Origin of the sequence: Petrimonas sp. (assembly GCF_963921705.1) — a bacterium.
GTDB lineage: Bacteria > Bacteroidota > Bacteroidia > Bacteroidales > Dysgonomonadaceae > Petrimonas > Petrimonas sulfuriphila.
Window position 1 is genome coordinate 1966302 of sequence record NZ_OY997410.1, and the last position, 23132, is coordinate 1989433.

Annotated in this window: 25 protein-coding genes and 1 tRNA gene; 11 read left to right on the top strand and 15 right to left on the bottom strand. The window is 44.0% G+C overall.

The genetic code is table 11. From position 1 onward, the window contains the following. Positions 1–3 precede the first annotated feature (3 nt). The 11 genes from AACM02_RS08075 to ahcY all read right to left on the bottom strand — a co-directional run bounded on the left by AACM02_RS08075 (position 4) and on the right by ahcY (position 9872). Positions 4–654, bottom strand: coding sequence for an HD domain-containing protein (locus AACM02_RS08075; protein WP_339116639.1), 651 nt, complete (start codon positions 652–654; stop codon positions 4–6). Continuing rightward, a complete protein-coding gene (locus AACM02_RS08080; protein ID WP_339116640.1) occupies positions 651–1556 on the bottom strand; it encodes a bile acid:sodium symporter family protein in 906 nt (301 codons plus the stop codon). Before AACM02_RS08080 ends, AACM02_RS08075 begins: the two co-directional genes overlap by 4 nt. A 16-nt stretch (positions 1557–1572) precedes the next feature. Beyond that, complete coding sequence (locus AACM02_RS08085) at positions 1573–2496, bottom strand: alpha/beta hydrolase (RefSeq protein WP_339116641.1); 924 nt, start codon at positions 2494–2496, stop codon at positions 1573–1575. A 44-nt stretch (positions 2497–2540) separates the two neighbouring features. Further along, on the bottom strand, positions 2541–3107 hold the full coding sequence (gene gmk, locus AACM02_RS08090; RefSeq protein WP_332457219.1) for a guanylate kinase: 567 nt from the start codon (positions 3105–3107) through the stop codon (positions 2541–2543). Positions 3108–3109: 2 nt separating this feature from the next. Beyond that, positions 3110–3982, bottom strand: a complete 873-nt coding sequence (locus AACM02_RS08095) for a YicC/YloC family endoribonuclease (RefSeq protein ID WP_214063105.1) — start codon at positions 3980–3982, stop codon at positions 3110–3112. A gap of 102 nt (positions 3983–4084) precedes the next feature. Further along, on the bottom strand, positions 4085–4798 hold the full coding sequence (locus AACM02_RS08100; RefSeq protein WP_214063106.1) for a response regulator transcription factor: 714 nt from the start codon (positions 4796–4798) through the stop codon (positions 4085–4087). A 1-nt stretch (position 4799) separates the two neighbouring features. Then, complete coding sequence (locus AACM02_RS08105) at positions 4800–6359, bottom strand: HAMP domain-containing sensor histidine kinase (protein WP_339116642.1); 1560 nt, start codon at positions 6357–6359, stop codon at positions 4800–4802. 295 nt (positions 6360–6654) lie between these two features. Then, complete coding sequence (locus AACM02_RS08110; protein WP_332457217.1) at positions 6655–7383, bottom strand: CDP-alcohol phosphatidyltransferase family protein; 729 nt, start codon at positions 7381–7383, stop codon at positions 6655–6657. A gap of 185 nt (positions 7384–7568) precedes the next feature. Beyond that, complete coding sequence (locus AACM02_RS08115) at positions 7569–8189, bottom strand: 30S ribosomal protein S16 (RefSeq protein WP_339116643.1); 621 nt, start codon at positions 8187–8189, stop codon at positions 7569–7571. 80 nt (positions 8190–8269) lie between these two features. Continuing rightward, a tRNA-Lys gene (locus AACM02_RS08120) sits at positions 8270–8342 on the bottom strand. Positions 8343–8453: 111 nt separating this feature from the next. Then, positions 8454–9872: an adenosylhomocysteinase gene (ahcY, locus tag AACM02_RS08125; RefSeq protein ID WP_339116644.1), complete on the bottom strand. Its 1419-nt coding sequence runs from the start codon at positions 9870–9872 to the stop codon at positions 8454–8456. A 160-nt stretch (positions 9873–10032) separates the two neighbouring features. Here ahcY and AACM02_RS08130 point away from each other — a divergent pair, with 160 nt between their 5' ends. From AACM02_RS08130 to AACM02_RS08165, 8 genes are all read left to right on the top strand, one after another. After that, entirely contained in the window at positions 10033–10332 is a 300-nt protein-coding gene (locus AACM02_RS08130; protein ID WP_339116645.1) for a hypothetical protein, read from the top strand. Positions 10333–10517: 185 nt separating this feature from the next. Next, positions 10518–11366 (top strand): bifunctional methionine sulfoxide reductase B/A protein, encoded by an 849-nt coding sequence (locus tag AACM02_RS08135; RefSeq protein WP_339117446.1) that lies wholly within the window; start codon positions 10518–10520, stop codon positions 11364–11366. A 104-nt stretch (positions 11367–11470) separates the two neighbouring features. After that, positions 11471–11956 (top strand): BON domain-containing protein, encoded by a 486-nt coding sequence (locus tag AACM02_RS08140; RefSeq protein WP_214062955.1) that lies wholly within the window; start codon positions 11471–11473, stop codon positions 11954–11956. Between the two features lie 8 nt (positions 11957–11964). Further along, positions 11965–12375 carry an SH3 domain-containing protein gene (locus AACM02_RS08145; protein ID WP_339116646.1) on the top strand — a complete coding sequence of 137 codons (411 nt, stop codon included), beginning with the start codon at positions 11965–11967 and terminating at the stop codon, positions 12373–12375. A gap of 184 nt (positions 12376–12559) precedes the next feature. Then, a complete protein-coding gene (locus AACM02_RS08150) occupies positions 12560–13303 on the top strand; it encodes a glycosyltransferase family 2 protein (protein ID WP_339116647.1) in 744 nt (247 codons plus the stop codon). Positions 13304–13305: 2 nt separating this feature from the next. After that, positions 13306–13953 (top strand): lipid-A-disaccharide synthase N-terminal domain-containing protein, encoded by a 648-nt coding sequence (locus AACM02_RS08155; RefSeq protein WP_214062952.1) that lies wholly within the window; start codon positions 13306–13308, stop codon positions 13951–13953. Further along, the gene (locus AACM02_RS08160) at positions 13943–15490 is read left to right on the top strand and encodes a glycosyltransferase family 39 protein (protein ID WP_339116648.1); all 1548 of its coding nucleotides are present in this window, start codon (positions 13943–13945) and stop codon (positions 15488–15490) included. The genes AACM02_RS08155 and AACM02_RS08160 overlap by 11 nt, the downstream gene beginning before the upstream one ends. A gap of 10 nt (positions 15491–15500) precedes the next feature. Continuing rightward, on the top strand, positions 15501–16520 hold the full coding sequence (locus AACM02_RS08165; protein WP_339116649.1) for an NAD-dependent epimerase/dehydratase family protein: 1020 nt from the start codon (positions 15501–15503) through the stop codon (positions 16518–16520). 8 nt (positions 16521–16528) lie between these two features. Here the strand turns inward: AACM02_RS08165 and udk are convergent, their stop codons facing one another. From udk to AACM02_RS08185, 4 genes are read right to left on the bottom strand one after another with little or no spacing between them, the layout of a single operon-like run. Continuing rightward, entirely contained in the window at positions 16529–17143 is a 615-nt protein-coding gene (udk, locus tag AACM02_RS08170; RefSeq protein ID WP_339116650.1) for a uridine kinase, read from the bottom strand. 33 nt (positions 17144–17176) lie between these two features. Next, positions 17177–17656, bottom strand: coding sequence for an arginine repressor (locus AACM02_RS08175; protein ID WP_214062948.1), 480 nt, complete (start codon positions 17654–17656; stop codon positions 17177–17179). Between the two features lie 16 nt (positions 17657–17672). Beyond that, complete coding sequence (locus AACM02_RS08180; protein WP_339116651.1) at positions 17673–18266, bottom strand: LEA type 2 family protein; 594 nt, start codon at positions 18264–18266, stop codon at positions 17673–17675. 30 nt (positions 18267–18296) lie between these two features. Next, the gene (locus AACM02_RS08185) at positions 18297–19349 is read right to left on the bottom strand and encodes a DUF2027 domain-containing protein (RefSeq protein ID WP_339116652.1); all 1053 of its coding nucleotides are present in this window, start codon (positions 19347–19349) and stop codon (positions 18297–18299) included. A 109-nt stretch (positions 19350–19458) separates the two neighbouring features. Between AACM02_RS08185 and AACM02_RS08190 the strand changes: the two genes are divergently transcribed. From AACM02_RS08190 to AACM02_RS08200, 3 genes are all read left to right on the top strand, one after another. Next, positions 19459–20700: an S-adenosylmethionine:tRNA ribosyltransferase-isomerase gene (locus AACM02_RS08190; RefSeq protein WP_339116653.1), complete on the top strand. Its 1242-nt coding sequence runs from the start codon at positions 19459–19461 to the stop codon at positions 20698–20700. Positions 20701–20925: 225 nt separating this feature from the next. Next, entirely contained in the window at positions 20926–21195 is a 270-nt protein-coding gene (locus tag AACM02_RS08195) for an OadG family transporter subunit (RefSeq protein WP_339116654.1), read from the top strand. Between the two features lie 17 nt (positions 21196–21212). Beyond that, positions 21213–23129, top strand: a complete 1917-nt coding sequence (locus tag AACM02_RS08200; protein ID WP_339116655.1) for a biotin/lipoyl-containing protein — start codon at positions 21213–21215, stop codon at positions 23127–23129. The last annotated feature ends 3 nt before the right edge of the window (positions 23130–23132 follow it).

The window sequence follows — 23132 nt, forward strand, 5'->3', positions numbered from 1 at the left end:
TTTTTACGGATTTTTTTTAAGAATACCTTCTTTTACACTGTCGTTTATCAAGTTCTCCGCATAGTTCCAGAGGGCGGCAGATCCTTCTTTAATGGCTTTTTTCTTTTCGTACACTTTCCGGTAATCCACATTGAATTCCACCCACGTCCCGCCCTTGTTGGAGATGTTTTGCAGCAAAGGTTCGAGCCGGTCCATCGATCTGGCAAACTTTGCTTCATCACTGGTTCCTTCTTCGAATTCTTTCCATATTTCTACGAATTCTTCGGCTTGTTTTTCAGGTAACAGGCCGAAAATGCGTTTGGCTGCAGCCAGCTCTTCCTGTGTATTGGTGTGATTTTTTGATGTGTCATAAATGAATGTGTCGCCTGCGTCAATTTCCACGATATCGTGAATCAACACCATTTTCAGGACTTTCAGCATATCAACCGGCTTGTCGGAATGTTCTGCCAGGATAAGCGCCATCATGGCCAGGTGCCAGCTGTGTTCAGCATCGTTTTCCTGCCTGTTGCTGTTGAACAGTCTCGTTTTACGTTGAATGTATTTTAATTGGTCAATCTCTTTTATGAAACTGATTTGCTTCAATAAGTGATTTTTTTCTGTTTCCGTTTGATTTTTTTGTTTTTCAGACTGCATGGCTGATAATGCTTTATTCAAAACAGTTTTTCCGTTTTTTTATTTTTTCTCCAGATCTGGTAGGAATTTACCAAATTTTGCCACAGTACGTATAGTCCGGGACCGAGTGATGCTACCGGGTTCAGATAGGTTTGGGTAAGCCAGATAGCAAGAATTGTGTTTTTTTGCCCCAATCCCTGCCCTCCGGCAATGGTCCTGTCAAATCTAGACCCGATCATCCGTCCTGTTCCAAATTGCAATAGGCAAACGGCTAATGATATGAGCCCGATAACAATCTCAAGGGTGTATTTCCCATCGTCTTGCGCAATTACAAAATTGGCCACGTTCCCGATGACTACTGTAAGGGCTGCCGCCCAGATATAAAAGGAAACGATTTGCGCCGAGCGGACTTTCCGGTGGAGGTCGGGCGATGCTTTCTTTAAAAACAAGGCCACGAAAAAGGGGAGAACAATTATGGGAACTACTTTCCGGAAAATGTACCAAAACGAAGTGATAAACGGAACCTCACTACCCGTCTGGCCAATCAGCGACAGGTAAAGCGGGGCTACAAAGGCCACGGAAAGATTACTGAACATGGAGAACGCTGCAACAGAAGCAATGTTTCCACCCAAGATGCTTGCAACAACCGGAGCCGAAGTGGCTGTAGGGGCAAGTACGCAAATCATGACCGCCTGTGCCAGTGTTTCATTGAACGGCCTGACGGCAAGATAGATCAATGCGCTTCCGATGTATTGGATAGCCAGCAAAATATAATGGAATTTAGTCAACCGTATATCGCTCCAGGAGATGCGACAGTAGGTGATAAAAAGCATCAGTGAAAGGAGATACGGGGTGATGGGCGACAGTATAGCCAACAGGTTGTGAAAGACTATCCCGATGATCATCGCTATCGGAAGCAGGTATTTTTCCAGAAATTTTTGCATATGAAACGTTCGGGATTTATTTGTAATAACTTCCCGGATCAGTCGAGGTATCCGATTTGCGAAACTTATCTTTCAAATAAATTTCGAGCATCCACTGTTTTTTATCGAAAACAAAATTGCGGATAAACTGCTCAATTTCCGGTAGAAATTCTGTCATGGGGTATTCCGACACATCGTGCCCGATACCTTCCATGGTGTAAAAAGTGTAGGGGTATCCCTGCTCCTTAAACCTTTTTGCCAAAGACTTTGAGCCAAAGACGCCCAATTTAAAGAACCGGGTTTTGTTGTAGGGAACCAGCTTGTCTTTACTTCCGTGGAAAAACAGGGTGGGGGCGGGAGCCGTGTCGTAGGAAGGAGTCCCTTCTTTACTGAAAACTGATCCCGCGAAAGCAATCACGCCGGCATACTGGAAGCCATCCGGCAATACTTTTGTTGTCTCCCGGTGGTCACGCTTCTCGTAATCTGCCTGTAAAACCGTCATCGCGCCAGCACTTGAACCACTGATGATAATTTTTGAAGTGTCGATATTCAACTCACCGGCATGCTGAAGCAAATAATTGGTGGCGGAGTAAACATCCTCTACTGCCATGGCAATAGCATGCTGCAACGGTTTGTTATTGAATATGCCGGGTGCTTTTTGCCCTTTCATTCCCAACCGGTAATCGATGGAAACCACCTGGAAGCCTTTGTCTGCAAAATAACGGAAGTAATCGGTGTACAGTGCGGCATCGCGTGTTCCTTCCTTAAACCCGCCCCCGAAAACAAACAGCAGGCACGGCTGGGCGGATACCGATGAGGTACAGGAAGAATAAATATCCATCTTCAGTTCCTGCTGATCTTTTACGGCGAAAATCCGGGTTTCTTTCCTTATCTCCTCAGGATAAAGAAAAAGCGGAGTGAGCAGGACGATAAATAGTGCTGTTAATTTTCTGCGGTTCATACGGATTTTTGTTTATTGTCTTTTGACTTCCGGTTTTCCGTACCTTAATCCTTTTCTATAAACGCTTTAATGGCTTTGTATGCTTCTTCTTTTGCCCTGTCGAAATCATCGTTCAGGACAATCAGGTCGAACCGGGAGGCATAGCTCATTTCAAATTCGGCTTTTGCCAGGCGCCCTTCAATGATTGCGGGAGAGTCGGTTCCGCGTTTCTCCAGTCGTTCGCGGAGGACCTGTACAGACGGTGGCATCACAAAAATACTCAATGCACGGTCTCCGTATATTTGCTTTACGTTAAGCCCGCCGATACAGTCGATATCAAAAACCACGTTTTTCCCTTCAGCGAGAATACGGTCTACTTCACTTTTTAACGTGCCGTAGAATTTATCGGGATAGACCTCCTCGTATTCCAGAAAATCACCTTCAGCAATCTTGTTTTTAAATTCCTGGGGGGTGAGAAAAAAATACTCCACGCCATTTTTTTCTTCACCGCGCGGTAAGCGGCTGGTAGCCGAGATAGAAAACTGCAAGTTTAAATCCTGTGCCAGCATGTATCGTACGATGGTGGATTTACCTGCTCCCGATGGTGCTGAAAATATAATTAGTTTTGACATAACTATAAAACATTCAATATCTGTTCTTTTATTTGCTCCAGTTCGTCTTTCATCCGGACTACGATCCGCTGCATATCGCTATGGTTTGATTTTGAGCCTAATGTATTGATTTCGCGTCCCATTTCCTGTGCAATAAATCCCAGCTTTTTGCCTTGAGATTTTTTCTCGTCCAGTGTTTCTATAAAATAATCCAAATGGTTGGTTAAGCGCGATTTCTCTTCGTTCACATCCAGCTTCTCGATGTAATAAATCATTTCCTGCTCAAACCGGTTGGTATCGTATTCCTTGTTTTCGAGTGTTGCCAGCCCGTCGTGAATGCGTGATTTTACTTTTTCGATCCTTTCACTTTCGTAGGGTTCTATTTCCTGTAGCAATTGGCGGATATTTTCTATTTTTTCCTCCAGCAGGTTTCGAAGCATCTCTCCTTCCTGAACCCGGAATCCGATCAGTTCATTTACTGCTTTTTGAATAGTTTTTTCGATGATGGACCATTCCTCCTCGTTCAATTCTTCCGCGTCCTGTTTCATGACATCGGGCAAACGCAGCAAGGTCTGGAACCAATCCTGAGGGAGGCTGATATTGAGTTCATGCGACAGCGCGGTTATTTCCTGGTGATATTGTTTTAAAAGCGTGTGATCGATAGTGGCGGAAACATCTTTTGAAATATGTTCCACCGTAAACGACAGGTCTATTTTACCGCGTTCCAGTTCTTTCGACAGCCAATTTCGCAAACCGATTTCTTTTTCCCTGTAAATCATTGGAATTCGGGTGAATAAATCGAACTGTTTGCTGTTCAGAGATTTAATCTCTATGGTCAGTTTCTTGTGCGGAAGTTCTACAGCGGCTTTTCCGTAGCCGGTCATTGAGTGTACCATTTCAAGTTTTTTACAAAGGTAGTTATATTCATCGGTTTTTGGATGAAAGAGCACAAAAAAAGCCGTTCCTGAGAACGGCTTTTTTTCGTATTTCATTCGGGATCAAGCATTTTCGTTTTCATCTTCGGTGGGCACAATAAGTTTGTATCCTTTGCCGTGAATGTTAATGATTTCGATGTTCGATTCGGGTTTCAGTAATTTGCGCAACTTAGTGATATACACATCCATACTGCGAGCGTTGAAATAGGTGTCTTCCTCCCAGATCTGTTTCAGCGCATGGTTGCGTTCCAGAATATCGTTGGCATGTGAGCAAAGTAGGGAAAGCAGCTCCGATTCTTTCGTTGTGAGCTTGGTTTGCTCGTCTCCGATGTAAAGAATTTGCTTTTGCGTATCAAAAGTCATTTCGCCGAATTTATAAATCTGCTGTTCTTTTGACTTTTTGCCTTTCACACGACGGATGATGGCTTCGATGCGAAGTACCAGTTCCTCCATGCTGAATGGCTTGGTAATGTAGTCGTCCGCACCCGCTTTAAATCCTTCCAACACATCGTCTTTCATGTTTTTGGCCGTCAAAAATATAACGGGAATCTCGGTGTTGATGCTTCTGATTTCCTTTACCAGCGTGATACCGTCTTTCTTGGGCATCATTACGTCAACAATGCACAGGTCGTACTTTGTTTTCACAAATCCCTTGAAACCTGCTTCTCCATCGGGGAAAAGGTCCGTTTCAAATCCTTTTGCCTGCAGATATTCTCTGAGCAACATGCCAAGATTTTCGTCATCTTCGCATAAAAATAGTTTTAATTTTTCTTCCATTTTATTTCTGTGTTATTACGGGTAAACTTATTAAAAATTTTGTTCCTTTGCCCAATTCGCTTTCTGCCCGAATTGAACCTCCCAAGTCGGTTACGATTTTCTTCACGTAAGCAAGTCCCAATCCAAATCCTTTCACGTCGTGAATGTTTCCGGTGGAAACGCGATAAAACCGGTCAAATATCTTTTTCACATCTTCTCTCTTTATCCCAATTCCGTTATCTTCTACCCATATAATGACTTTATTTCCTTCATTCCGGGTACGAATCATCAATACAGGCGGCACATCTTCTCTTTTGTACTTCAGTGCGTTGTCGAGCAGATTAAAGAGCACGTTGGTAAAGTGCATTTCGTCGATATTGACCATCGTATTTTCTGCCTGCAGGTCGATATCGAGTTCTCCATTGAATTTTTCTACCTTCAATATATGGGTGTTGGCCACATTTACAATGATATCATTCAGATCTACTTCCTTAATTTTCAATGTGGCTTTCTGTTTATCGAACAGCGACATTTGCAGTACCTTTTCTACCTGAAAACTCAATCGTTTTGTTTCGTCGTTTATCACACCTGCCACGTGTTTGAATACTTCGGGCGATTTGGTGATGGATTCGTCCTTCAACATTTGTGATGCCAGTGAGATGGTTGAAACGGGCGTTTTAAGCTCGTGAGTCATGTTGTTGATAAAATCGTTTTTCATTTCTGACAGCCGTTTTTGCCTGAACAGACTCACAATCGTAAAAATGAACGTAACCAAAAGGATGAACGTAAAAATCATGGAGGGCACAAAAAATGAGAGTTCGCTGTACACAAAGTCCCTTTTTGTTGGGAAATATACTTTCAGCGAGTTCAGTCTCGACGGTGGATCGTTTGGAAACAGAATCTGAGTATAGGTTGATTTTTCATCCCTGGCTGAAAATCCGGGTGAAGAATAAACTATCCTGTTGTTGAAGTCGATGACCTGAAAACTGTAAGGAACGTTTAAAGCGCTGTTTAGCAACTCTGACCGGATATATTTGTCCAAATCGTAAAAGTTTATCCGTTCCTCAATCGGATCGCTGCTTGCCCTGTACAGGAGTTTTAAAATAACCTCATTCATCAGCGCCTGTTCGTACAGGTAACGTTTTGAAAACGATTGTTGCAAGTCAAACGAAGTTTTTGAGATCGTGTTCACGCCGTGCCGTGGCGATAAAAATACTCCCCCTCTTCCTATTTCGTCTATTGAACTTTGGTTTTGAATGATCTGCTCAATCCTTGTTTCACTTCCATCGGGATTCGTAATGGTTGCCCGGGTTTGTTCGGTAACGATGTTGGTTGAAGATCCGGACTGTTTGTACTGAGAGTACCTGTTTTCCGATTCCAGCATATCTTCCTCCAGGTATCGCCGGGTTTGTTCCTGTTCCAAATCTCTCGATACATTAATAAGGCTTCTCTTCACCATCTCGTTAAATTGCTGCTCCCTCACAGACATACTTGCTTTCATATATCTTACCTGAAGGAATAGCAACGAGAAGAAAGCTACGAACATAACTACTGCAAGCAACCAGATAGTCGATTTTTTCATACTTTTGCTTTACCTATCTCCGTTTTTTTTAGTTGACAAATTTAAAAATATTAAAGATCGTTTTTAGTTATCAATTTAACAAATAAACGGCTTTTTTGTTTAACATATCCCCTTAAAATTATAAAAAATCGTAAAAGTAGTTGGCTTACAACATTATTTAAGAGAATAGTTAAAGCGCAGCTTTCTTTTTAGGGAAAATTTGCGTTGGCTGAGGCAGTCAATGCCTGCCGAAAATTTTATTGCCAATAAAAAACCCGATAGGATGATATCGGGGTCTTGCTGGTGTTGCGGAGGATCAGGCGTTTTCTCTTTGCCGGTTTTGAAGATCCTCTGCTTTAATTCTTTTCTCTTCCACATCACGTTTATCGGCAAGTTTTAGTAATTTTTTTGCTTCCACGAAATTTGAATAGAGCAAAAAGGCTGTTGCCAATGTAGTGAGGTAATATATGGAATGGGGAATAAATGCTTCCAAGGTAATAATTGCTCCCAGGATGATGCGGACTTCGGTGGGCCCGAATATGCCCGAATCGATGGAATATTGTCCGCCTACCTTATACCTCAGTTGTGCCGTGATCATCTGCCATCCGTACAGAACGACGAACAGAAAGCCCAAGTATTTCCAGACACCTTCTGCATAAACCGTAAATCCGAGTCCTATTAAGATGGTACCTACCCAATCGACGGTAACGTCCAACGAAAATCCGTACCATTTACGTGGATTGTTCCGGTAATAGGCAATTCTGCCGTCGAGTGAGTCGCCAAACCAGTTAATCGCAAATCCAACGATGGATAGCAGTAGCCAGTAGCGGCTGAAAAAAGCACCTAACACAATACTGGATGCGACCATGACATTTCCAAAAAAACCGATGGCGGTCAGTCCATCCGAATTTATCCATAACGGAACTTTTTGAACCAGGTATGCTATTAATTTTTGCTCCGAGCTTTTTAATATATTGGTTCTTTTTCGGTCTTTCGCTATGATATTTAGCGTTTTAACCATTTTTTCTCTTGTTTCTTTTTTCATTTCCGTAATTTTTACACGTGGAAATACAGTATAGTCACGAAGTAATTAATCTACAAATTTAGCTTTAAAAATGGATGTTTCGAATTTGTTAAGGACAATTTATCTTTAAAAAAAGTTAACAATTTGTGGCAAAACAAAAAAAATGCGCCGGTCAGGCGCATTTAAAAAGGTATGTGGTAGACTGATTATTCCGCTTTTGGCTCTTCAGCCGGAGCTTCATTAGCCGGAGCTTCTGTTTTTGGTTCTACGGATTCATTTTCAGTTGTTTCCGTAACTTCAGTTGTTTCTGCAGCCTCAACGGTCTCTTCTACTGTTTCTTCTGCAACCGGATTGTTTTCAGCTTCCGCTTCGGCTTTTTTCTTCGCCAATGCTTCCGCTTTTGCTTTGTTCACTTCTTTTTCAGCATCCAGGCGGGCCTTTTCTGCTGCACGTTGTGCTTCTTCGTCTTTGTTTTTCAGCTTTTGGCTGGCTTGCAGTTTGGAGTTCATCCATGCTTCGAATCTCTTTTCAGCTTCTGCCTCATCGAAAGCGCCCTTTGCTACACCTCCCAGGAGATGTTTTTTCATTAATACTCCTTCGTCCGACAAAATATTACGGACGGTGTCTGTGGGTTGCGCACCCACTTGCAGCCAATACAAAGCTCTGTCGAAATCTAAAGTGATAGTAGCAGGATTTGTGTTCGGATTGTAAGATCCGATCCTTTCAATGTACTTTCCATCACGTGGAGCTCTGCTATCTGCAACGATAATCTGGTAGAAGGCGTAATTTTTACGGCCTCTTCTTTGTAAACGCAGTTTTGTTGCCATTTAGTAGTTTTTGTGAATGTTAGAAATTTTGTATGTATGAAATAAAACTCCTGTTTTTTTGTGCAGGAGTTCAGTATTTGTGATCCGCCTGGGGCTCGAACCCAGGACCCCATCCTTAAAAGGGATGTGCTCTACCTGCTGAGCTAGCGAATCAGCCTAAATGCTTTCTTTCAAAAGCGAGTGCAAAGGTAAATCAAAATATTTTAATAAGCAAAACTTGTGGAAATAAAATTGCAATAAATTTTTAACAGTTCTGCTAACGTGTTAATACCTATAATGTTCCGGCTTGTATGGCCCGTCGATATTTACCCCGATATAGCCGGCCTGTTCGGGGGTAAGTGTTGTCAGTTTTACCCCGATTTGTTCCAGGTGAAGCCGGGCAACTTCTTCATCCAGCTGTTTGGAAAGCCGGTATACACCTGTTTCGTAATCGTTTTTCCACAAATCAATCTGTGCCAGGGTTTGGTTGGCAAACGAATTACTCATCACAAACGAAGGATGGCCGGTTGCACAACCCAGGTTCACCAGACGGCCTTCGGCAAGCAGGAATATGGAGTTCCCTTTAGGGAAAGTATATTTGTCTACCTGCGGTTTGATATTAGTGTGAGCGATCCCTGGAAAACTGATCAGTTTGTCCACCTGTATTTCGTTGTCGAAATGCCCGATATTGCACACAATGGATTGGTCTTTCATGTTGTGCATATGCTCGATGGTAACCACGTCCCGGTTTCCGGTGGTGGTCACAAAGATGTTGCCTTCTTTCACGGCTTCTTCCATGGTGGTTACCTGAAATCCTTCCATGGCGGCCTGCAGGGCACATATGGGATCGATCTCCGTAACGATAACCCGGGCTCCGTAGGAGCGCATGGATTTGGCACAGCCTTTTCCCACGTCGCCGTAACCCAGCACGACCACTACTTTTCCTGCAATCATCACGTCGGTGGCTCGTTTTATGCCGTCGGCCAGTGATTCGCGGCAACCGTACAGGTTGTCAAATTTCGATTTGGTAACCGAATCGTTGACGTTGATGGCGGGAACCAGCAGCTCCCCTCTTTCCATCATCTGGTACAACCGGTGAACGCCGGTTGTGGTCTCTTCCGAAATACCCTTCAGTTCGGCAACAGTGCGGTGCCAGCGTTGGCTGTCTTCTCTCAGTATACGGTTTAACGTATCCAGAACTACCTGTTCTTCACGATTGGCCCCTTTTCTATCAATGGTTTTCGCATCTTTTTCTGCCCGATAACCCAAGTGCACGAGCAACGAAGCATCTCCTCCGTCGTCAACGATCAGGTTCGGACCTTTCCCGCCGGGGAATCGTAGTGCCATCTCCGTACACCACCAATATTCTTCCAGCGTTTCGCCCTTCCATGCATAAACGGGGATTCCGGCTGCGGCAATCGCAGCAGCAGCGTGGTCTTGAGTGGAGAATATGTTGCAACTGGCCCACCGTACGTCGGCTCCTAAATCAACCAGTGTTTCTATCAGTACGGCAGTCTGTATGGTCATGTGCAGTGAACCCGTGATGCGGGCCCCCTGGAGAGGTTTTTCCGATGCATATTTTTTGCGGATTGACATCAACCCAGGCATTTCGTGTTCAGCAATTTCAATTTCCTTCCGTCCGAAACCGGCCAGGGAGATATCCGCTATTTTATAAGGTAAATCCAAAGAAAAATTTTTATCCATTTCCGTTTTATTTATTTTTAAGCCTACAAAGTTACAAAATTTACAGAATGTTTTTACCTTTGAAACCAGTAATCACTGAATTTGTTACTGAATTTTAGCATGTGTTACGGTATCAGCAAATATTGACAGCTTGAAGATTATCTATTCTAAATACCTTCCTGTGAAGGGTTTTCGCGCGATCAATCTTTTTGGGATCATTTTTGCCAGAAAGGAACAGCCGGAGTTAAGCAGGCAGATTATCAACCACGAGTTGATTCATACCCGGCAGATGCTGGAGTTATTGGTTATCGGATTTTATGTCTGGTACATTACGGAATGGGTAATTAAATGGATTATTTACAAGGATCGGCTTTTGGCGTACAGAAACATTGGATTTGAGCGTGAAGCATTTGATAACGATGCGAATTTAGATTACTTGAAGTATCGGAGACGGTATGGATTTGCAGGTTACGTTTTGTAACAAGATACATTTCACTTAAAAATCACAGAAATATGGAACCGACAAAAATTCCACCTGACTTTCATGCAAAAAACAAGCAGGTGAAATGTCTGCGGATATTTTTTTTACTGGCTCTTGTCAGCACAACCTTCACCATGTGCGCGCAAAAAAGTAAAAAGGAAATCAATTTAAAACAATATACAACTATGGGATATAATCAATTGACTCCTGAAGAAGAGTTTGTTATTTTACATAAAGGAACCGAACGCCCTTTCACGGGAGAACTGTTGGAAAACAAAGCCAAAGGAACCTACGTTTGTAAACGGTGCGATGCGCCGCTCTACCGTTCCGAAGACAAGTTCGAATCGAATTGCGGGTGGCCGTCTTTCGACGATGAAATTGTCGGTGCTGTAAAACGCGTCCGGGATGCTGATGGACGACGTACCGAAATTCTTTGCAACAATTGCGGAGCACACCTGGGTCACGTTTTTCTGGACGAGGGTTTTACGGCCAAGCAGACGCGCCATTGCGTGAACTCCATCTCCATGAAGTTTATTCCTGCAGGCCATACGGATCTGCGAAAGGGTTACTTTGCCTCCGGCTGTTTCTGGGGGACTGAATATTTTTTTATGAAAGCCAAAGGCGTGAAAGAGACCCATGTCGGATTTATGGGCGGCCACGTGGATAATCCCACCTACGAACAGGTTTGTCAGAAAAATACTGGACACCTGGAGACGACTGAAGTGGTTTTTGATCCGGCGGAAACAACCTATGAAGAAATGGTTAAGCTGTTCTTCGAAACCCACGATTTCACACAAACCAACGGACAAGGCCCCGATATTGGCCCGCAGTACCTGTCCTGTATCTTCTATTCAACACCTCGGGAGAAAGAGATTGCTGAAAAATACATCGCCCTACTGACAAATAAAGGATACAAAGTGGCTACAACACTTAAGCCGGCTTCTACATTCTGGAAAGCAGAGAATTACCACCAGCAGTACTACGAGCATAAGGGAACAAAACCGTATTGCCACAAGTATACCAAAGTTTTCTGAATTTATTGTTTTTTATAAAACTTTTCGATGATCCGATGCGTTTATTACATGTATTGTTTAAATATAAAATGATCAAAAGTTTAACTAACTAAAAACAGTAAATTATGAAAGTATTTCGTTTGGTATCGATGCTCGCATTGATCCTTGCAGTTGGGGTTGCAACAACCTCCTGCAAAAAAGTAAAAGACGCTGATGTGCAAGCTGCTGCCCAAATGGCGTTGGTTGCTAATCCCGATTTGGCAGATGTTTCAGTGGCTGTATTGGATCAGGTAGCCACACTCTCGGGAACGGTAAAAGATGATGCATCCAAAGCTTACGCAGAAACTACTGTGGCAGCGGTTGAAAATGTTAAATCGGTGGTTAATAACATCGAAGTTGTTCCTCCTGCCCCTGATTTTACAGCTATTGACGCTGCCCTTAATTCCGGCTTGGCTGATGCGTTGAAGGACCACGCAACCGTTAAGGCAGAAGTAAAGGACGGTGTGGTTACGTTGACAGGTGAAATTCGCAAGAGGGATTTACAGAAGTTGATGGAAAAGGTAAATGCGCTTAATCCGCAGCAAGTTGTCAATAACATTACTGTAAAATAACCGGAGATATGGCATTACAGGAAAAATACAAGGAACTGGTTGACCTTGCCCGACAATATGGCGCAACCGTAAGTGATGAAGGCAACGTGTTAAGAGTGAGGGGAGAGGTCCCCTCGGGTGCTTTGAAAGACAAAATGTGGGAAATCTACGACAGGATTGATCCCAATTTTAAAAACAACGACCTGATACTCGACGTAAATGTTAAAGCTACCGAAGGTGGAAAAGTAAAAGTGGTTACCCGTGAGAGCAACCTGAATATCCGTAAAGGCCCTGGAACAGACCAGCCGATTGTGGGAAAAGCAGCTCACGGAGATGTGATCACGCTTATCAGCAAAGCGAACAATCAATGGTGGTTGGTACGTGACAACGACGGTGAAGAGGGGTATTGCTACTCCCAGTACCTTGAACCCGTACAGTAGGCTGAAGGCATTTGATGGAGAAAAGCTTCCGTTCCTAAAAGGAGCGGAAGTTTTTTTATGGAAAAATGATGCTTGATTCATGTATAAACTTTGCGGTAAACATTCCGGCTGAACAGAAAAATAACTACATTTGCAGATTAATTTATCGTAAAGTCAACGATTACTTTTGAGTTGATTTAAAGTTATGCAGACCAGTACAAATCAAACGGGGCAGTACACCTTTACCATTATTGTCCCTGTTTATAATGAAGAAGACAACATTGCCCGGTTAGAAGAAAAACTCAGCAATTATTTGCCTCAGTCGCTTTATAAAACGTGTGTCTTGTTTGTGAACGATGGTTCAACGGACGATAGTGGAAGCCGCATACACCAGATGTGCGACAGACATCCCGGTTTTTTCTATATTGAGATGAAAAGAAACGGCGGGCTCAGTGCCGCGCTTAAAGCTGGCTTCGATCACTGCTTTTCGGAATACGTAGGGTACATGGATGCGGATATGCAAACCGATGCGGATGATTTTAACCTTCTGCTCCCCGGTTTGGCTAATTGTGAATTTGTTACGGGTATTCGTGCCAACCGCAAGGATTCTTTTTTCAAAAACCTGCAATCGAAGATAGCGAACGGTTACCGGCGGATGATGACGGGAGATGGTGTTTCTGATACGGGGTGCCCGCTTAAAGTGATGTATACAGATTATGCCAAGCGTATTCCTATGTTCAGGGGGATGCACCGGTTTCTTCCGGCGCTCATTTTGTTGCAGAACGGCAACGTGCAACAAATTCCTGTAAGGCATTATCCACGTATAGCGGGAAAATCGAAATATCATTTGTGGAATCGCCTCACCGGGCCTTTTATCGACTGTTTTGCCTATCGGTGGATGAAGAAAAGGTACATAAACTACCACATCGTTGCCAGTAATTTACATTGATTATGCAAGGAAGTCCGGCCTGGGTATACGCGATTGGTTTTCTGGCGCAAGCTTTTTTTTCGGCACGGCTGTTGTACCAATGGATTGTCACCGAAAAGGCCAAAAAAGTACTTTCTCCTGCTGCATTCTGGATACTAAGTATTTTTGGATCGTACCTGCTGTTTATTTACGGTGTGCTCAGGAATGATTTTGCGATTATTCTGGGGCAGTTTATTTCGTATTACATCTATTTGTGGAACCTCGATCTGAAAGGGCTCTGGAAGGGCCTCCCTTTTGCATTAAAATCCATTCTGTTGCTCACCCCCCTCGCAGCTACGTTTTTCCTGATGCGGGATATTCCGGCCTTTGCCGCCGCATTTTTTCAGAACAAGAATGTTCCTTTCTGGTTGTTGGTCTTCGGTTCTGTCGGCCAGGTCCTGTTTACTTTCCGGTTTATTTATCAATGGATATATTCGACACATCGTCGTGAATCTGCACTGCCCATTGGATTCTGGGTGATCAGCCTGTTGGGATCGGCCAGCATCATTGCCTACGGGATTTTCCGGCTCGATCCGGTATTGATTCTCGGACAATCGTTTGGTTTCGTGGCGTATATCCGGAATATAATGATTGATTATTCAAACAAAAAACATATATCGGATGAAGAATAAATACCTGTACCTTATTTGGTTTGTTGCCTTACTTCCGGTAATGATTCTCCGTGATTATACGCCCGATAACGAACTGCGGTATTTAAGCATTGTGGATGAGGCATTGCAAAACGGTGATGTTTTCACGTTTACCAACCAGGGTGAAATTTATGCCGATAAACCGCCGCTCTATTTTTGGCTGATGATGGCCGGAAAAATATTGCTTGGAGGGCATCGGATGTGGTTTTTGTCCTTGTTGTCGTTTGTTCCGGCGGTAATAGTTCTCACGACTATGGCAAAATGGGTCCGGAAAGAAAACGCAGAAAATCAGACCGAAGCTTTGCTGATGTTGATGACGGCGGGGTTGTTTACCGGCCTTGCTCTTGTGGTTCGGATGGATATGCTGATGTGCATGTTTATCGTATTGGCGCTCTATACGTTCTTTAAAATATATAAAGGGGAAGGAGGAAAACGCGACTCTTTTTTGTTTCCGGTATATGTTTTCCTCGCACTTTTTACGAAAGGGCCTGTGGGAATCCTGGTCCCGTTGTTGTCGACACTTGTCTTTCTTCTCTATCAACGGAAAATTCATACGTGGAGACAGTATTGGGGCTGGAAAAGCCTGCTTGTTTTGTTGTTGGGATGCGGTATCTGGTTTGCCGGAGCTTACATGGAATCGGGGAGTGAGTACCTCAATAACCTGTTGGTGCATCAGACGGTGGGCAGGGGAATCAACGCCTTTCATCACAAACGCCCGTTTTATTATTACGTCCTGTCTGTTTGGTACTCGTTGGCACCGTGGATGTTTCTCTCCGTCGGATTGATTGCCTTTGGGGGAGTACGAAGAAAAATTCAAACCGAAATTGAGCGTTTCTTCTTGATTATTATACTGACAACGTTTGTCATGCTGTCGGTTATCAGTTCGAAGCTGGCCGTTTACCTGCTTCCTTCTTTTCCATTTTTCATTTTCCTTCCGGCACTTCTGTTGAAAAAATTTGATCCAACGAATATCTGGTTGCGTATTTCATTAGCTGTTCCGGCAATAATCTTTACATTGGCCTTACCTGCTGTGTTTTATCTTTCTGGAACAGATGATGCTTTTTTTGCCGGTGTTTTTCTGGTTTATCTTGCTGCGGGCATCATCACGCTTAGCGGGTTAATAGTTTTATACCTGTTGTTTTTTAAAAAACAGTTGCAACGCCCGGTTCGGGTGATGGCTGCCGGGGTGCTGCTGACGGTATTTGTTGCCGGGTTGGCCATGCCGCAACTGAATCCCTATTTGGGGTGGAGCCGGTTGTGTGAGAAAGCCTCTGCCGTGGCATCCGAAAAACGAACAACGGATTATTACGTTTATGGTATTTCACGTGCCGAAAGCATGGATGTTTTTTTGAAAAAAGACGTGATTTTTGCTGATAAGGAGGAAATCGTGAAAAATAAGCTGGACGGACAACTTCTTTTGATTTCCGATAAGGCTATAAAAAAAGACGAGGATATCCGGTCGTTTCTTTTCGGTAAAGAGCAATATGCGGTTGGTAAGTATTTAGTTGTAGCATTATAAGTGTAAAAAAATGAAAGTATTGGTCACCGGTGCTGCCGGATTTATTGGTTACCACGTTGTCAAAAAACTGCTTACTCAAGATCTAGAGGTGGTTGGGCTCGACAACATCAACGGTTATTACGATGTAGGATTAAAGTTTGCCCGCCTGGCAGATTCAGGCATTCCGAAAGAAAAAATAAAAAAAGGCCAATGTGTACAAAGCCATAAATTTCCGGCCTATCGTTTTATCCAACTCGATCTAGCCGACCGGGAAGATGTTTTTTTACTTTTTAGAAATGAAAGATTTACTCATGTGATCAATCTCGCCGCACAGGCGGGTGTCAGGTATTCGCTCGAAAATCCGTTGTCTTACATTCACTCAAATATTGTCGGTTTTACCAACTTGCTTGAGGCTTGCCGCACATCGTCCATACGGCATCTTGTGTATGCCAGCTCAAGCAGCGTGTATGGTGAAGATACGCCCGTCCCCTACAAGGAGTCTGCCCGGACCGATCATCCGATAAGCTTATATGCCGCAACTAAGAAATCCAATGAGTTGTTGGCGTATACTTACAGCCGGTTGTATAAACTGCCGGTAACCGGCATCCGTTTTTTTACCGTTTACGGGCCGTGGGGCCGTCCCGACATGGCACCCTGGCTGTTCATGTCTGCTATATCGAAAGGTATGCCCATAAAAGTATTCAATAAAGGGGAGATGCAGCGTGATTTTACATACATTGATGATGTAGTGGAAGGTGTGATGAAAATTATCCCTTCCCCTCCGCAAACCGGAATTCCGAGCATGGTTTATAACATGGGGTGCTCGTCACCGCTGCAATTGATGGATTTTATCGGTATTATCGAAAAGACAACGGGGAAAAAGGCCATTGTCGAAATGGCCGATATGCAACCCGGCGACGTTGTTTCCACTTTTGCCGATACGTCATTGCTAGAAGCCGACTTCGGGTACAAACCTTCCACGCCGGTTGAAACAGGGATCCGGAAGTTTTTTGAGTGGTTCGGCGATTACGAAGCGAAAAGACCGAGATAGACAGGGGATTATTTTGCCAGTAGCTTTCCCAAAATGGCCGAAGAGATAAAATCTGCCGCTTTTGTATTCAACCCTCCGCCCATCACCAGCATATCGGCACGTTCCCGCGATGGTTTTATGAACTCCTCGTGCATTGGCCGCACCGTTTGATAGTAACGTTTTATTACCTCCTGAGCTGTTCTTCCGCGCGACTCCATGTCGCGTTCGATAATGCGCGAAAGCCGGTAGTCCGACTCTACCTCCAGGTAAATACGCATATCCATTTCGTCGCAGAGTTCGGGTTGCGTGAGAATCAGGATTCCCTCAATCAGCAGTATCTTATTGGGTTTTATGTGGATCGTTTCGGGCTGTCGGGTACAGGTAAGGTAGGAGTAGGTGGGGGAATCTATCTCCTGTCCCGATTTCAGTTTTTGGATATCGCCCCGCATCAGCTCCCATTCAATGGAGTCGGGATGGTCGAAATTCAGCACCCGACGTTGCTCGATGGGCAAATGGCTGCTGTCTTTATAGTACGAATCCTGCGTGAGCAGTGAAATCTGGTCGTAAGGAACTCTTTCGAGGATGGAGTTAACCAAAGTGGTTTTTCCCGAGCCGGAACCCCCGGCAATACCAATAATGAACATATATATAAATTTGGGCTTGAATGCTTGTTGGGTTTATTCCCTGGCAAATAGCAGTTTAAGTGAAAGGATGATATCGGCTTTGTTGCTGTTTTCACGAAGAATTACAAGTACCGTATCGTTGCCGGCAATGGTTGCCATGATACCCGGGATGTTGTTGGTGTCTATGTCCTGGGCCACGCCTCGGGCATATCCTCCGGGGGTTTTCAGGACAGCAAACTGGCCCGAGAATTCAATATTGATAATGCCGTGACGGAAAAAAGGAGAGGTCATCCCAAACTTTTCCGATTTTGGCTGGGGCAACTGGATCCCGGGTAGCCGGTAAAAATAGTTGCCGGCGGCATCGGGCGTTTTAGCCACCTTCATCTCCCGGAAATCGCGCGACAACGTGGCTTGTGTCAGTTCAAAACCTCTGTCGGAAAGCTGTTTCAAGAGCTCCTCCTGGCTTTCGATAGAGCTATTGCCCAAAATCTGAGCAATAGCTTCCTGACGTTCCTCTTTACCGGGTTTCTTCATAGACGGTGTGGTTGGCTCACGGATTACTTCCCCCAAAAGTAAAAACAACCGGTATGGGTGCCGGAACTTTGACGGGCCTGTTTCCCACCATAAGCTTAGGCCAAAGTTTCACCGTCACCTTTGTTTCATCGGACGACAAACCTAAAAAGCCACTCATCTCACGGGCGACACGATCGCGGGAATACCTGTTTATCAGGTTTTTTAGATCCACCCCGATGGATAAGGGCAACACGGCTGTTTGTCCGGGTTCAACGCGAAGAGGAACATCCATTTTCCCGGTTGTAAACTCCATTTCATTGATTTCAATGGCATACTCGAGTGCATTTAGAAATGCGGCCGCCTGATTGGGATTTTTTACATCCATGTTGAGGGTCATGCTGAAAGGGATGGTTTGTAAATTTCCTCCGGTCAGGATACTCGAAATGGAAGCAAAGTTAGAAAGTGAGATGGTTGAACCATTCCCCAGGTTTATTCCGGCCAACTGTATATCGGTGACGGAGTTATACGTGTATTCACACTGCGATAACTGAATGGCTCCGCCAATCTGATTAAGCACGTCACAGCTTGATAACGAGAAAATCAGCAGTATAATAAGCACTGTTTTTTTCATCTCTCCAGGGTTATTTTGTTATTTGTTTAATTACCGGATAGTTACCATGGTTGCTCCGAATCCGTATTCGCGGAACGAAGCGTCTTGATAGTAACAACTTTTGTATTTATTTTTTATCTCCTTGAGTAGCGTATTTTTTAATACGCCGTCGCCCTTCCCGTGAATAAAGACTATTTTCTGGCCTTTTCGTTTAAGGTTTTCCTGCATCACCTCGTTAAATTTCGCGAGTTGATATTCGAGTATTTCGGCATTGTTCATGCCTTTTGTGTTGTCTATAAGTTCATTGATGTGTAAATCCACTTCAATTGCGGGTTGGTGCTCTTTCTTTTCTATTCTTTGTATGCGGGGACGTTCTTCTGAAACAGTTTTTTCTTGCATTGCACGCTGGATTTCTCCTGCAGAAACCAGCATTTCCCGTTCTGGAATATCGTTCCGGGTAATGTAATAGACAAGTGCATTTTCGTCAAAATAATCGTTCTCCGTAAAACTGTGCAGCTTGTAAAACTTTACCGTATCGATACGTAATTCAACCGAGACCGGACTCTTGAAGCGGAACGTTTTGTTGTGCTTAAACGATACAAACTGAACACAAACTTTTTCCAGATCGTTCAGTTGGGATTTGTCGAACTCTTCGATAAAAATCTGTGTGTTGGGTTCTACGATACCGTTGAAACGACTTTTCCAAGAGTTGTTCTCCCGGCTCATGTAATTGAGGAAAAGGTAGTAATTGCTGTCGTTCACGAAATAGCATTCAAACGAAGTCTGAGTCATGTTCCGGGCATCGGCAGGCAGGTAAACCAGGCAGGTGGTGATCTTCTCGCCTTCGGCGGTTTCGGTGACCGGCCCCGTTTCATCGAGACGGGCAGAAGGCTTCGGTTCCTTAACCGGAACTTCGGTTTCGGGTTGTCCCAATTTTTCGTTTCCTGCGGCTTCCACAACCACACATTCCGAAACAAGAACAGGTACGTCGAATCCGTTTTCGTCTTCTACAATAACCAGTTGTTTGTTTAAAAACCCTTTTACCTGTCCTCCCCCCACGGTGTTCAGAAAACGAACCTTGTCGCCGATTTGTAATTTTTTCATTTGAACGTGCAGTTTCTTATATGCATTTTTTGATGCAAACACAAAGTTGCCTAATTTTGTCGGATTATTTACAGAAATTGTAATAAAAAAAAGACTAATTTTCTTAAAAATGAAAAAATGCGACGCGGAAAAGATCAGAATTGCTGATTATAGCTATACGCTTCCTCCCGAAAAAATAGCCAGATATCCGTTGGAAAAAAGAGATTCATCGAAACTGTTGCTCTTCAGAAACAATACGATATCTACCCGGCCTTTCTCCGGGATTGGTGCAGAAATACCCGAAGGCAGCTTACTGGTTTTCAACGACACCCGTGTGATTCATGCCCGGTTGATTTTCGAAAAAAGTACGGGTGCCGTTATTGAAATTTTTTGCCTTTCGCCGCATGCTCCAAGGGACTATTCGGTAAATTTTCAACAACGAACATCCTGTTCCTGGCATTGTATGATTGGCAATGCCAAACGCTGGAAAGATGATGTGTTGCAGATGAAAGTTTCTGTAAATAATGAAAATGTGTTGCTTTCTGCACGAAAGATAGAGAGTAATGCGGACGATGTGATTGTTGAGTTTTCGTGGAATAATCCGGGTTTTACGTTTTCCGAATTACTGGAAATTGCCGGAAAACTGCCCATTCCTCCTTATTTAAATCGTGCTTCGGAAGCAAGGGATGATGAAACGTATCAAACGGTTTATTCTGCGGTGGAAGGGTCGGTAGCTGCTCCAACGGCAGGGTTACACTTCACCTCCGAAGTAATGAGGTCTTTTCGGAAAAAAGGAATCCAATCTGCCCGGGTTACCTTGCATGTGGGAGCGGGCACCTTCAAGCCGGTGAAATCCGAAACCATCGGTGACCACGATATGCATATGGAGTTTATCTCCGTTTCAAGAGAAACGGTTCAGGCCTTGTACGAAAATGAAAATAACCTGATTGTCGTAGGGACCACGTCTATGCGTACCGTGGAGAGTCTGTACTACCTGGGGAAAAAAATACTTCTTCAGCCGGATATTCAACCGGAGGAATTAGTGGTTTTTCAATGGGAGCCTTACGGTGAAGAAAATCCGGTTTCTCCTAAACTAGCCCTTAAATCCATCATCGATTATCTTATTAGAAATAATGCAGATCAATTGCTTGCCTTTACTCAGGTTATGATTGTTCCCGGTTACACGTTCCATTATCCCCAGGCGCTCATCACCAATTTCCACCAGCCTCAGAGTACATTATTGTTGTTGATTGCTTCGGGTATCGGCAAGTATTGGCGGGATGTTTACGATTACGCGTTACAAAACGATTACCGCTTCTTGAGTTATGGCGATAGTTCATTGCTGTGGCTTACAGCCAATCAAGCGATATAGCTGCTATAGTCCTATGCTTATTGAACGATCAGGGGTAGAGGTGGATTATTGGATATGATAAAAAGAAGATAGTATAACGCTTTTTGTTTTGATTTGAAAGGTTTGGTGCTATTTTAATAAAAATATTTTAGTATATTTGTACCTTGGATTTATACTTCGGAAGCATAAATCATCTTTCCTAATATATGTATTAATAGGTTATCAATTTGAAAATAAGATAATTTTATGGAAAATATAAACGAAGCATTGAGCCTTTTACTGGTAGGTTTAACAACTGTATTGATTATTTTGTCTCTGGTAGTTTTGATCGGTAATGGGGTTATTCGTTTTACCAACCGGTTTATTCCGGCAGAAACCATGGCCGTGAAAAAGGAGTTTGCCACCGGGAAAGCCAAACCTACCAATCCCGCGAAGATTGCTGCCGTTATTGCTGCTGTTGAAGCCATAACCGGAGGCAAAGGGAAAATAGAGAAGATCGACAAAATAGAAAAATAAAAATAATCATACAAAACATGGCAAAAGAAATAAAATTCAGTTTACTGTACAGAGACATGTGGCAATCGTCGGGCAAGTATGTCCCGACGGTTGAACAACTGCTGGAGGTGGCTCCGGCAATCGTGGATATGGGGTGCTTTGCGAGAGTTGAAACCAATGGAGGAGGGTTTGAACAGATCAATCTTCTTTTCGGCGAGAACCCCAATGTGGCCGTTCGGAAATGGACACAACCGTTTAACGACGCAGGTATTCAGACGCATATGCTGGAGCGCGGGCTGAACGGTATCCGCATGAGTCCTGTCCCGGCTGATGTTCGCCGGCTGATGTTTCAGGTAAAGAAAAAGCAGGGGACCGATATCGCCCGGTCGTTTGACGGCCTTAACGATCCGCGTAACCTGGAGAGTTCCATCAGGTTTGCCAAGGAGGCTGGTATGATTTCACAAGCTGCGCTTAGCCTTACGGTATCGGAAGTACACACTGTAGAATACTATACCGAACTGGCTGACACGCTGATTGGAATGGGTGCCGATGAAATTTGTGTGAAGGATATGGCGGGAATTGCCCGTCCGGCAACCGTTGGGAAAATAATTAAAAACATAAAAGAGAAGCATCCGGATATTCCTGTTACTTATCATGGACACGCAGGACCCGGATTCCAGATGGCTTCCATACTCGAAGCCGCTTACGCAGGCGTCGATTACGTGGATACGGCCATGGAACCGCTGGCGTGGGGAACCGGACATGCGGATGTGCTGGCTATCCAGGCCATGCTTAAGGATGCAGGCTTTAAAGTGCCGGACATCAATATGAAAGCGTACATGAAAGTTCGCTCCCTGACACAAAAATATATAGATGATTTTCTAGGATATTACATCAACCCGAAGAACAGGTTGATGAACTCGTTGCTTATCGGACCCGGACTTCCGGGCGGTATGATGGGTAGTCTGATGGCTGATTTGGAGAGCAACCTGGAGTCATTGAACAAGTGGCTGTCAAAAAATGGCAAAGAAGAAATTACTCTGGATGATTTACTGATCAAGCTTTTTAACGAAGTGGCTTATGTATGGCCTAAGATCGGAAATCCACCTTTAGTCACTCCGTTCAGCCAGTATGTAAAGAACCTGGCACTGATGAATGTTATGCAGATAGAAAGAGGCAAGGAGCGCTGGTCGGTCATTGCTGATAATATATGGGACATGATCCTGGGCCGGTCGGGAAAACTGCCGGGAACGTTGGCACCTGAAATTGTTCAGTTGATAAAAGAACAGGGCAGGGAGTTTTACAATGGAAATCCGCAAGACCTTTATCCTAATCAGCTGGATGAGTTCCGTGCTGAGATGAAAAAAAACAACTGGGATTTTGGGCAGGACGATGAAGAGTTGTTTGAGCTTGCCATGCATCCCGAACAGTACAGAGCCTACAAGTCGGGCGCTGCAAAAAAAGCTTTTGAAGAGGATCTGGCCAAGCGAAAGGCTGCGGCACAAGTTGAAAAAACTCAGCCTTCACCGGTTGAAGTTCCGGCAAACGGTGCAACAAACAATTTCCAACCCCGGCAGCTAGTGATCAACGTAGATAACGAAGAATACAGGGTCTATATATCCTATCCCGAGAACGACGGTATTCCGTTTCACCCCGTAAACAAAGATGTTCCGCCTCAGCCGAAAGTTGTTGACAGTCCTTCCGCTGTTCTTCCCGGTGGAAAAGTAAAAGAGGTAATCTCTCCCCTCGAAGGGAAGTTCTACTTAACCAAAGATTCTTCTGAAACACCATTGAAAGTGGGGAGTGAAGTGAAAATAGGAGAAGTTATCGGCTACATTGAATCCATGAAAACCTACAATGCCGTATCTGCTGAGGAAAGCGGTAAAGTGATTGAAATCTGTTTCTCAAACGGTGATTCGGTGGAAGAGGACGATATCCTTGTAAAATTGCAATGAAGC

Excerpts from the sequence above, each read along its gene's own strand:
- AACM02_RS08155 (WP_214062952.1), top strand. The coding sequence starts at position 13,306 with ATGCAAGGAAGTCCGGCCTGGGTATACGCGATTGGTTTTCTGGCGCAA.
- AACM02_RS08095 (WP_214063105.1), bottom strand. The coding sequence starts at position 3,982 with ATGGTACACTCAATGACCGGCTACGGAAAAGCCGCTGTAGAACTTCCG.
- AACM02_RS08185 (WP_339116652.1), bottom strand. The coding sequence starts at position 19,349 with ATGAAAAAATTACAAATCGGCGACAAGGTTCGTTTTCTGAACACCGTG.
- AACM02_RS08175 (WP_214062948.1), bottom strand. The coding sequence starts at position 17,656 with ATGAAGAAACCCGGTAAAGAGGAACGTCAGGAAGCTATTGCTCAGATT.
- gmk (WP_332457219.1), bottom strand. The coding sequence starts at position 3,107 with ATGTCAAAACTAATTATATTTTCAGCACCATCGGGAGCAGGTAAATCC.
- udk (WP_339116650.1), bottom strand. The coding sequence starts at position 17,143 with ATGTTCATTATTGGTATTGCCGGGGGTTCCGGCTCGGGAAAAACCACT.
- AACM02_RS08080 (WP_339116640.1), bottom strand. The coding sequence starts at position 1,556 with ATGCAAAAATTTCTGGAAAAATACCTGCTTCCGATAGCGATGATCATC.
- AACM02_RS08195 (WP_339116654.1), top strand. The coding sequence starts at position 20,926 with ATGGAAAATATAAACGAAGCATTGAGCCTTTTACTGGTAGGTTTAACA.
- AACM02_RS08110 (WP_332457217.1), bottom strand. The coding sequence starts at position 7,383 with ATGAAAAAAGAAACAAGAGAAAAAATGGTTAAAACGCTAAATATCATA.
- AACM02_RS08160 (WP_339116648.1), top strand. The coding sequence starts at position 13,943 with ATGAAGAATAAATACCTGTACCTTATTTGGTTTGTTGCCTTACTTCCG.
- AACM02_RS08200 (WP_339116655.1), top strand. The coding sequence starts at position 21,213 with ATGGCAAAAGAAATAAAATTCAGTTTACTGTACAGAGACATGTGGCAA.
- AACM02_RS08115 (WP_339116643.1), bottom strand. The coding sequence starts at position 8,189 with ATGGCAACAAAACTGCGTTTACAAAGAAGAGGCCGTAAAAATTACGCC.
- AACM02_RS08100 (WP_214063106.1), bottom strand. The coding sequence starts at position 4,798 with ATGGAAGAAAAATTAAAACTATTTTTATGCGAAGATGACGAAAATCTT.
- AACM02_RS08105 (WP_339116642.1), bottom strand. The coding sequence starts at position 6,359 with ATGAAAAAATCGACTATCTGGTTGCTTGCAGTAGTTATGTTCGTAGCT.
- AACM02_RS08135 (WP_339117446.1), top strand. The coding sequence starts at position 10,518 with ATGGGATATAATCAATTGACTCCTGAAGAAGAGTTTGTTATTTTACAT.
- AACM02_RS08180 (WP_339116651.1), bottom strand. The coding sequence starts at position 18,266 with ATGAAAAAAACAGTGCTTATTATACTGCTGATTTTCTCGTTATCAAGC.
- AACM02_RS08085 (WP_339116641.1), bottom strand. The coding sequence starts at position 2,496 with ATGAACCGCAGAAAATTAACAGCACTATTTATCGTCCTGCTCACTCCG.
- AACM02_RS08190 (WP_339116653.1), top strand. The coding sequence starts at position 19,459 with ATGAAAAAATGCGACGCGGAAAAGATCAGAATTGCTGATTATAGCTAT.
- AACM02_RS08140 (WP_214062955.1), top strand. The coding sequence starts at position 11,471 with ATGAAAGTATTTCGTTTGGTATCGATGCTCGCATTGATCCTTGCAGTT.
- ahcY (WP_339116644.1), bottom strand. The coding sequence starts at position 9,872 with ATGGATAAAAATTTTTCTTTGGATTTACCTTATAAAATAGCGGATATC.
- AACM02_RS08145 (WP_339116646.1), top strand. The coding sequence starts at position 11,965 with ATGGCATTACAGGAAAAATACAAGGAACTGGTTGACCTTGCCCGACAA.
- AACM02_RS08150 (WP_339116647.1), top strand. The coding sequence starts at position 12,560 with ATGCAGACCAGTACAAATCAAACGGGGCAGTACACCTTTACCATTATT.
- AACM02_RS08165 (WP_339116649.1), top strand. The coding sequence starts at position 15,501 with ATGAAAGTATTGGTCACCGGTGCTGCCGGATTTATTGGTTACCACGTT.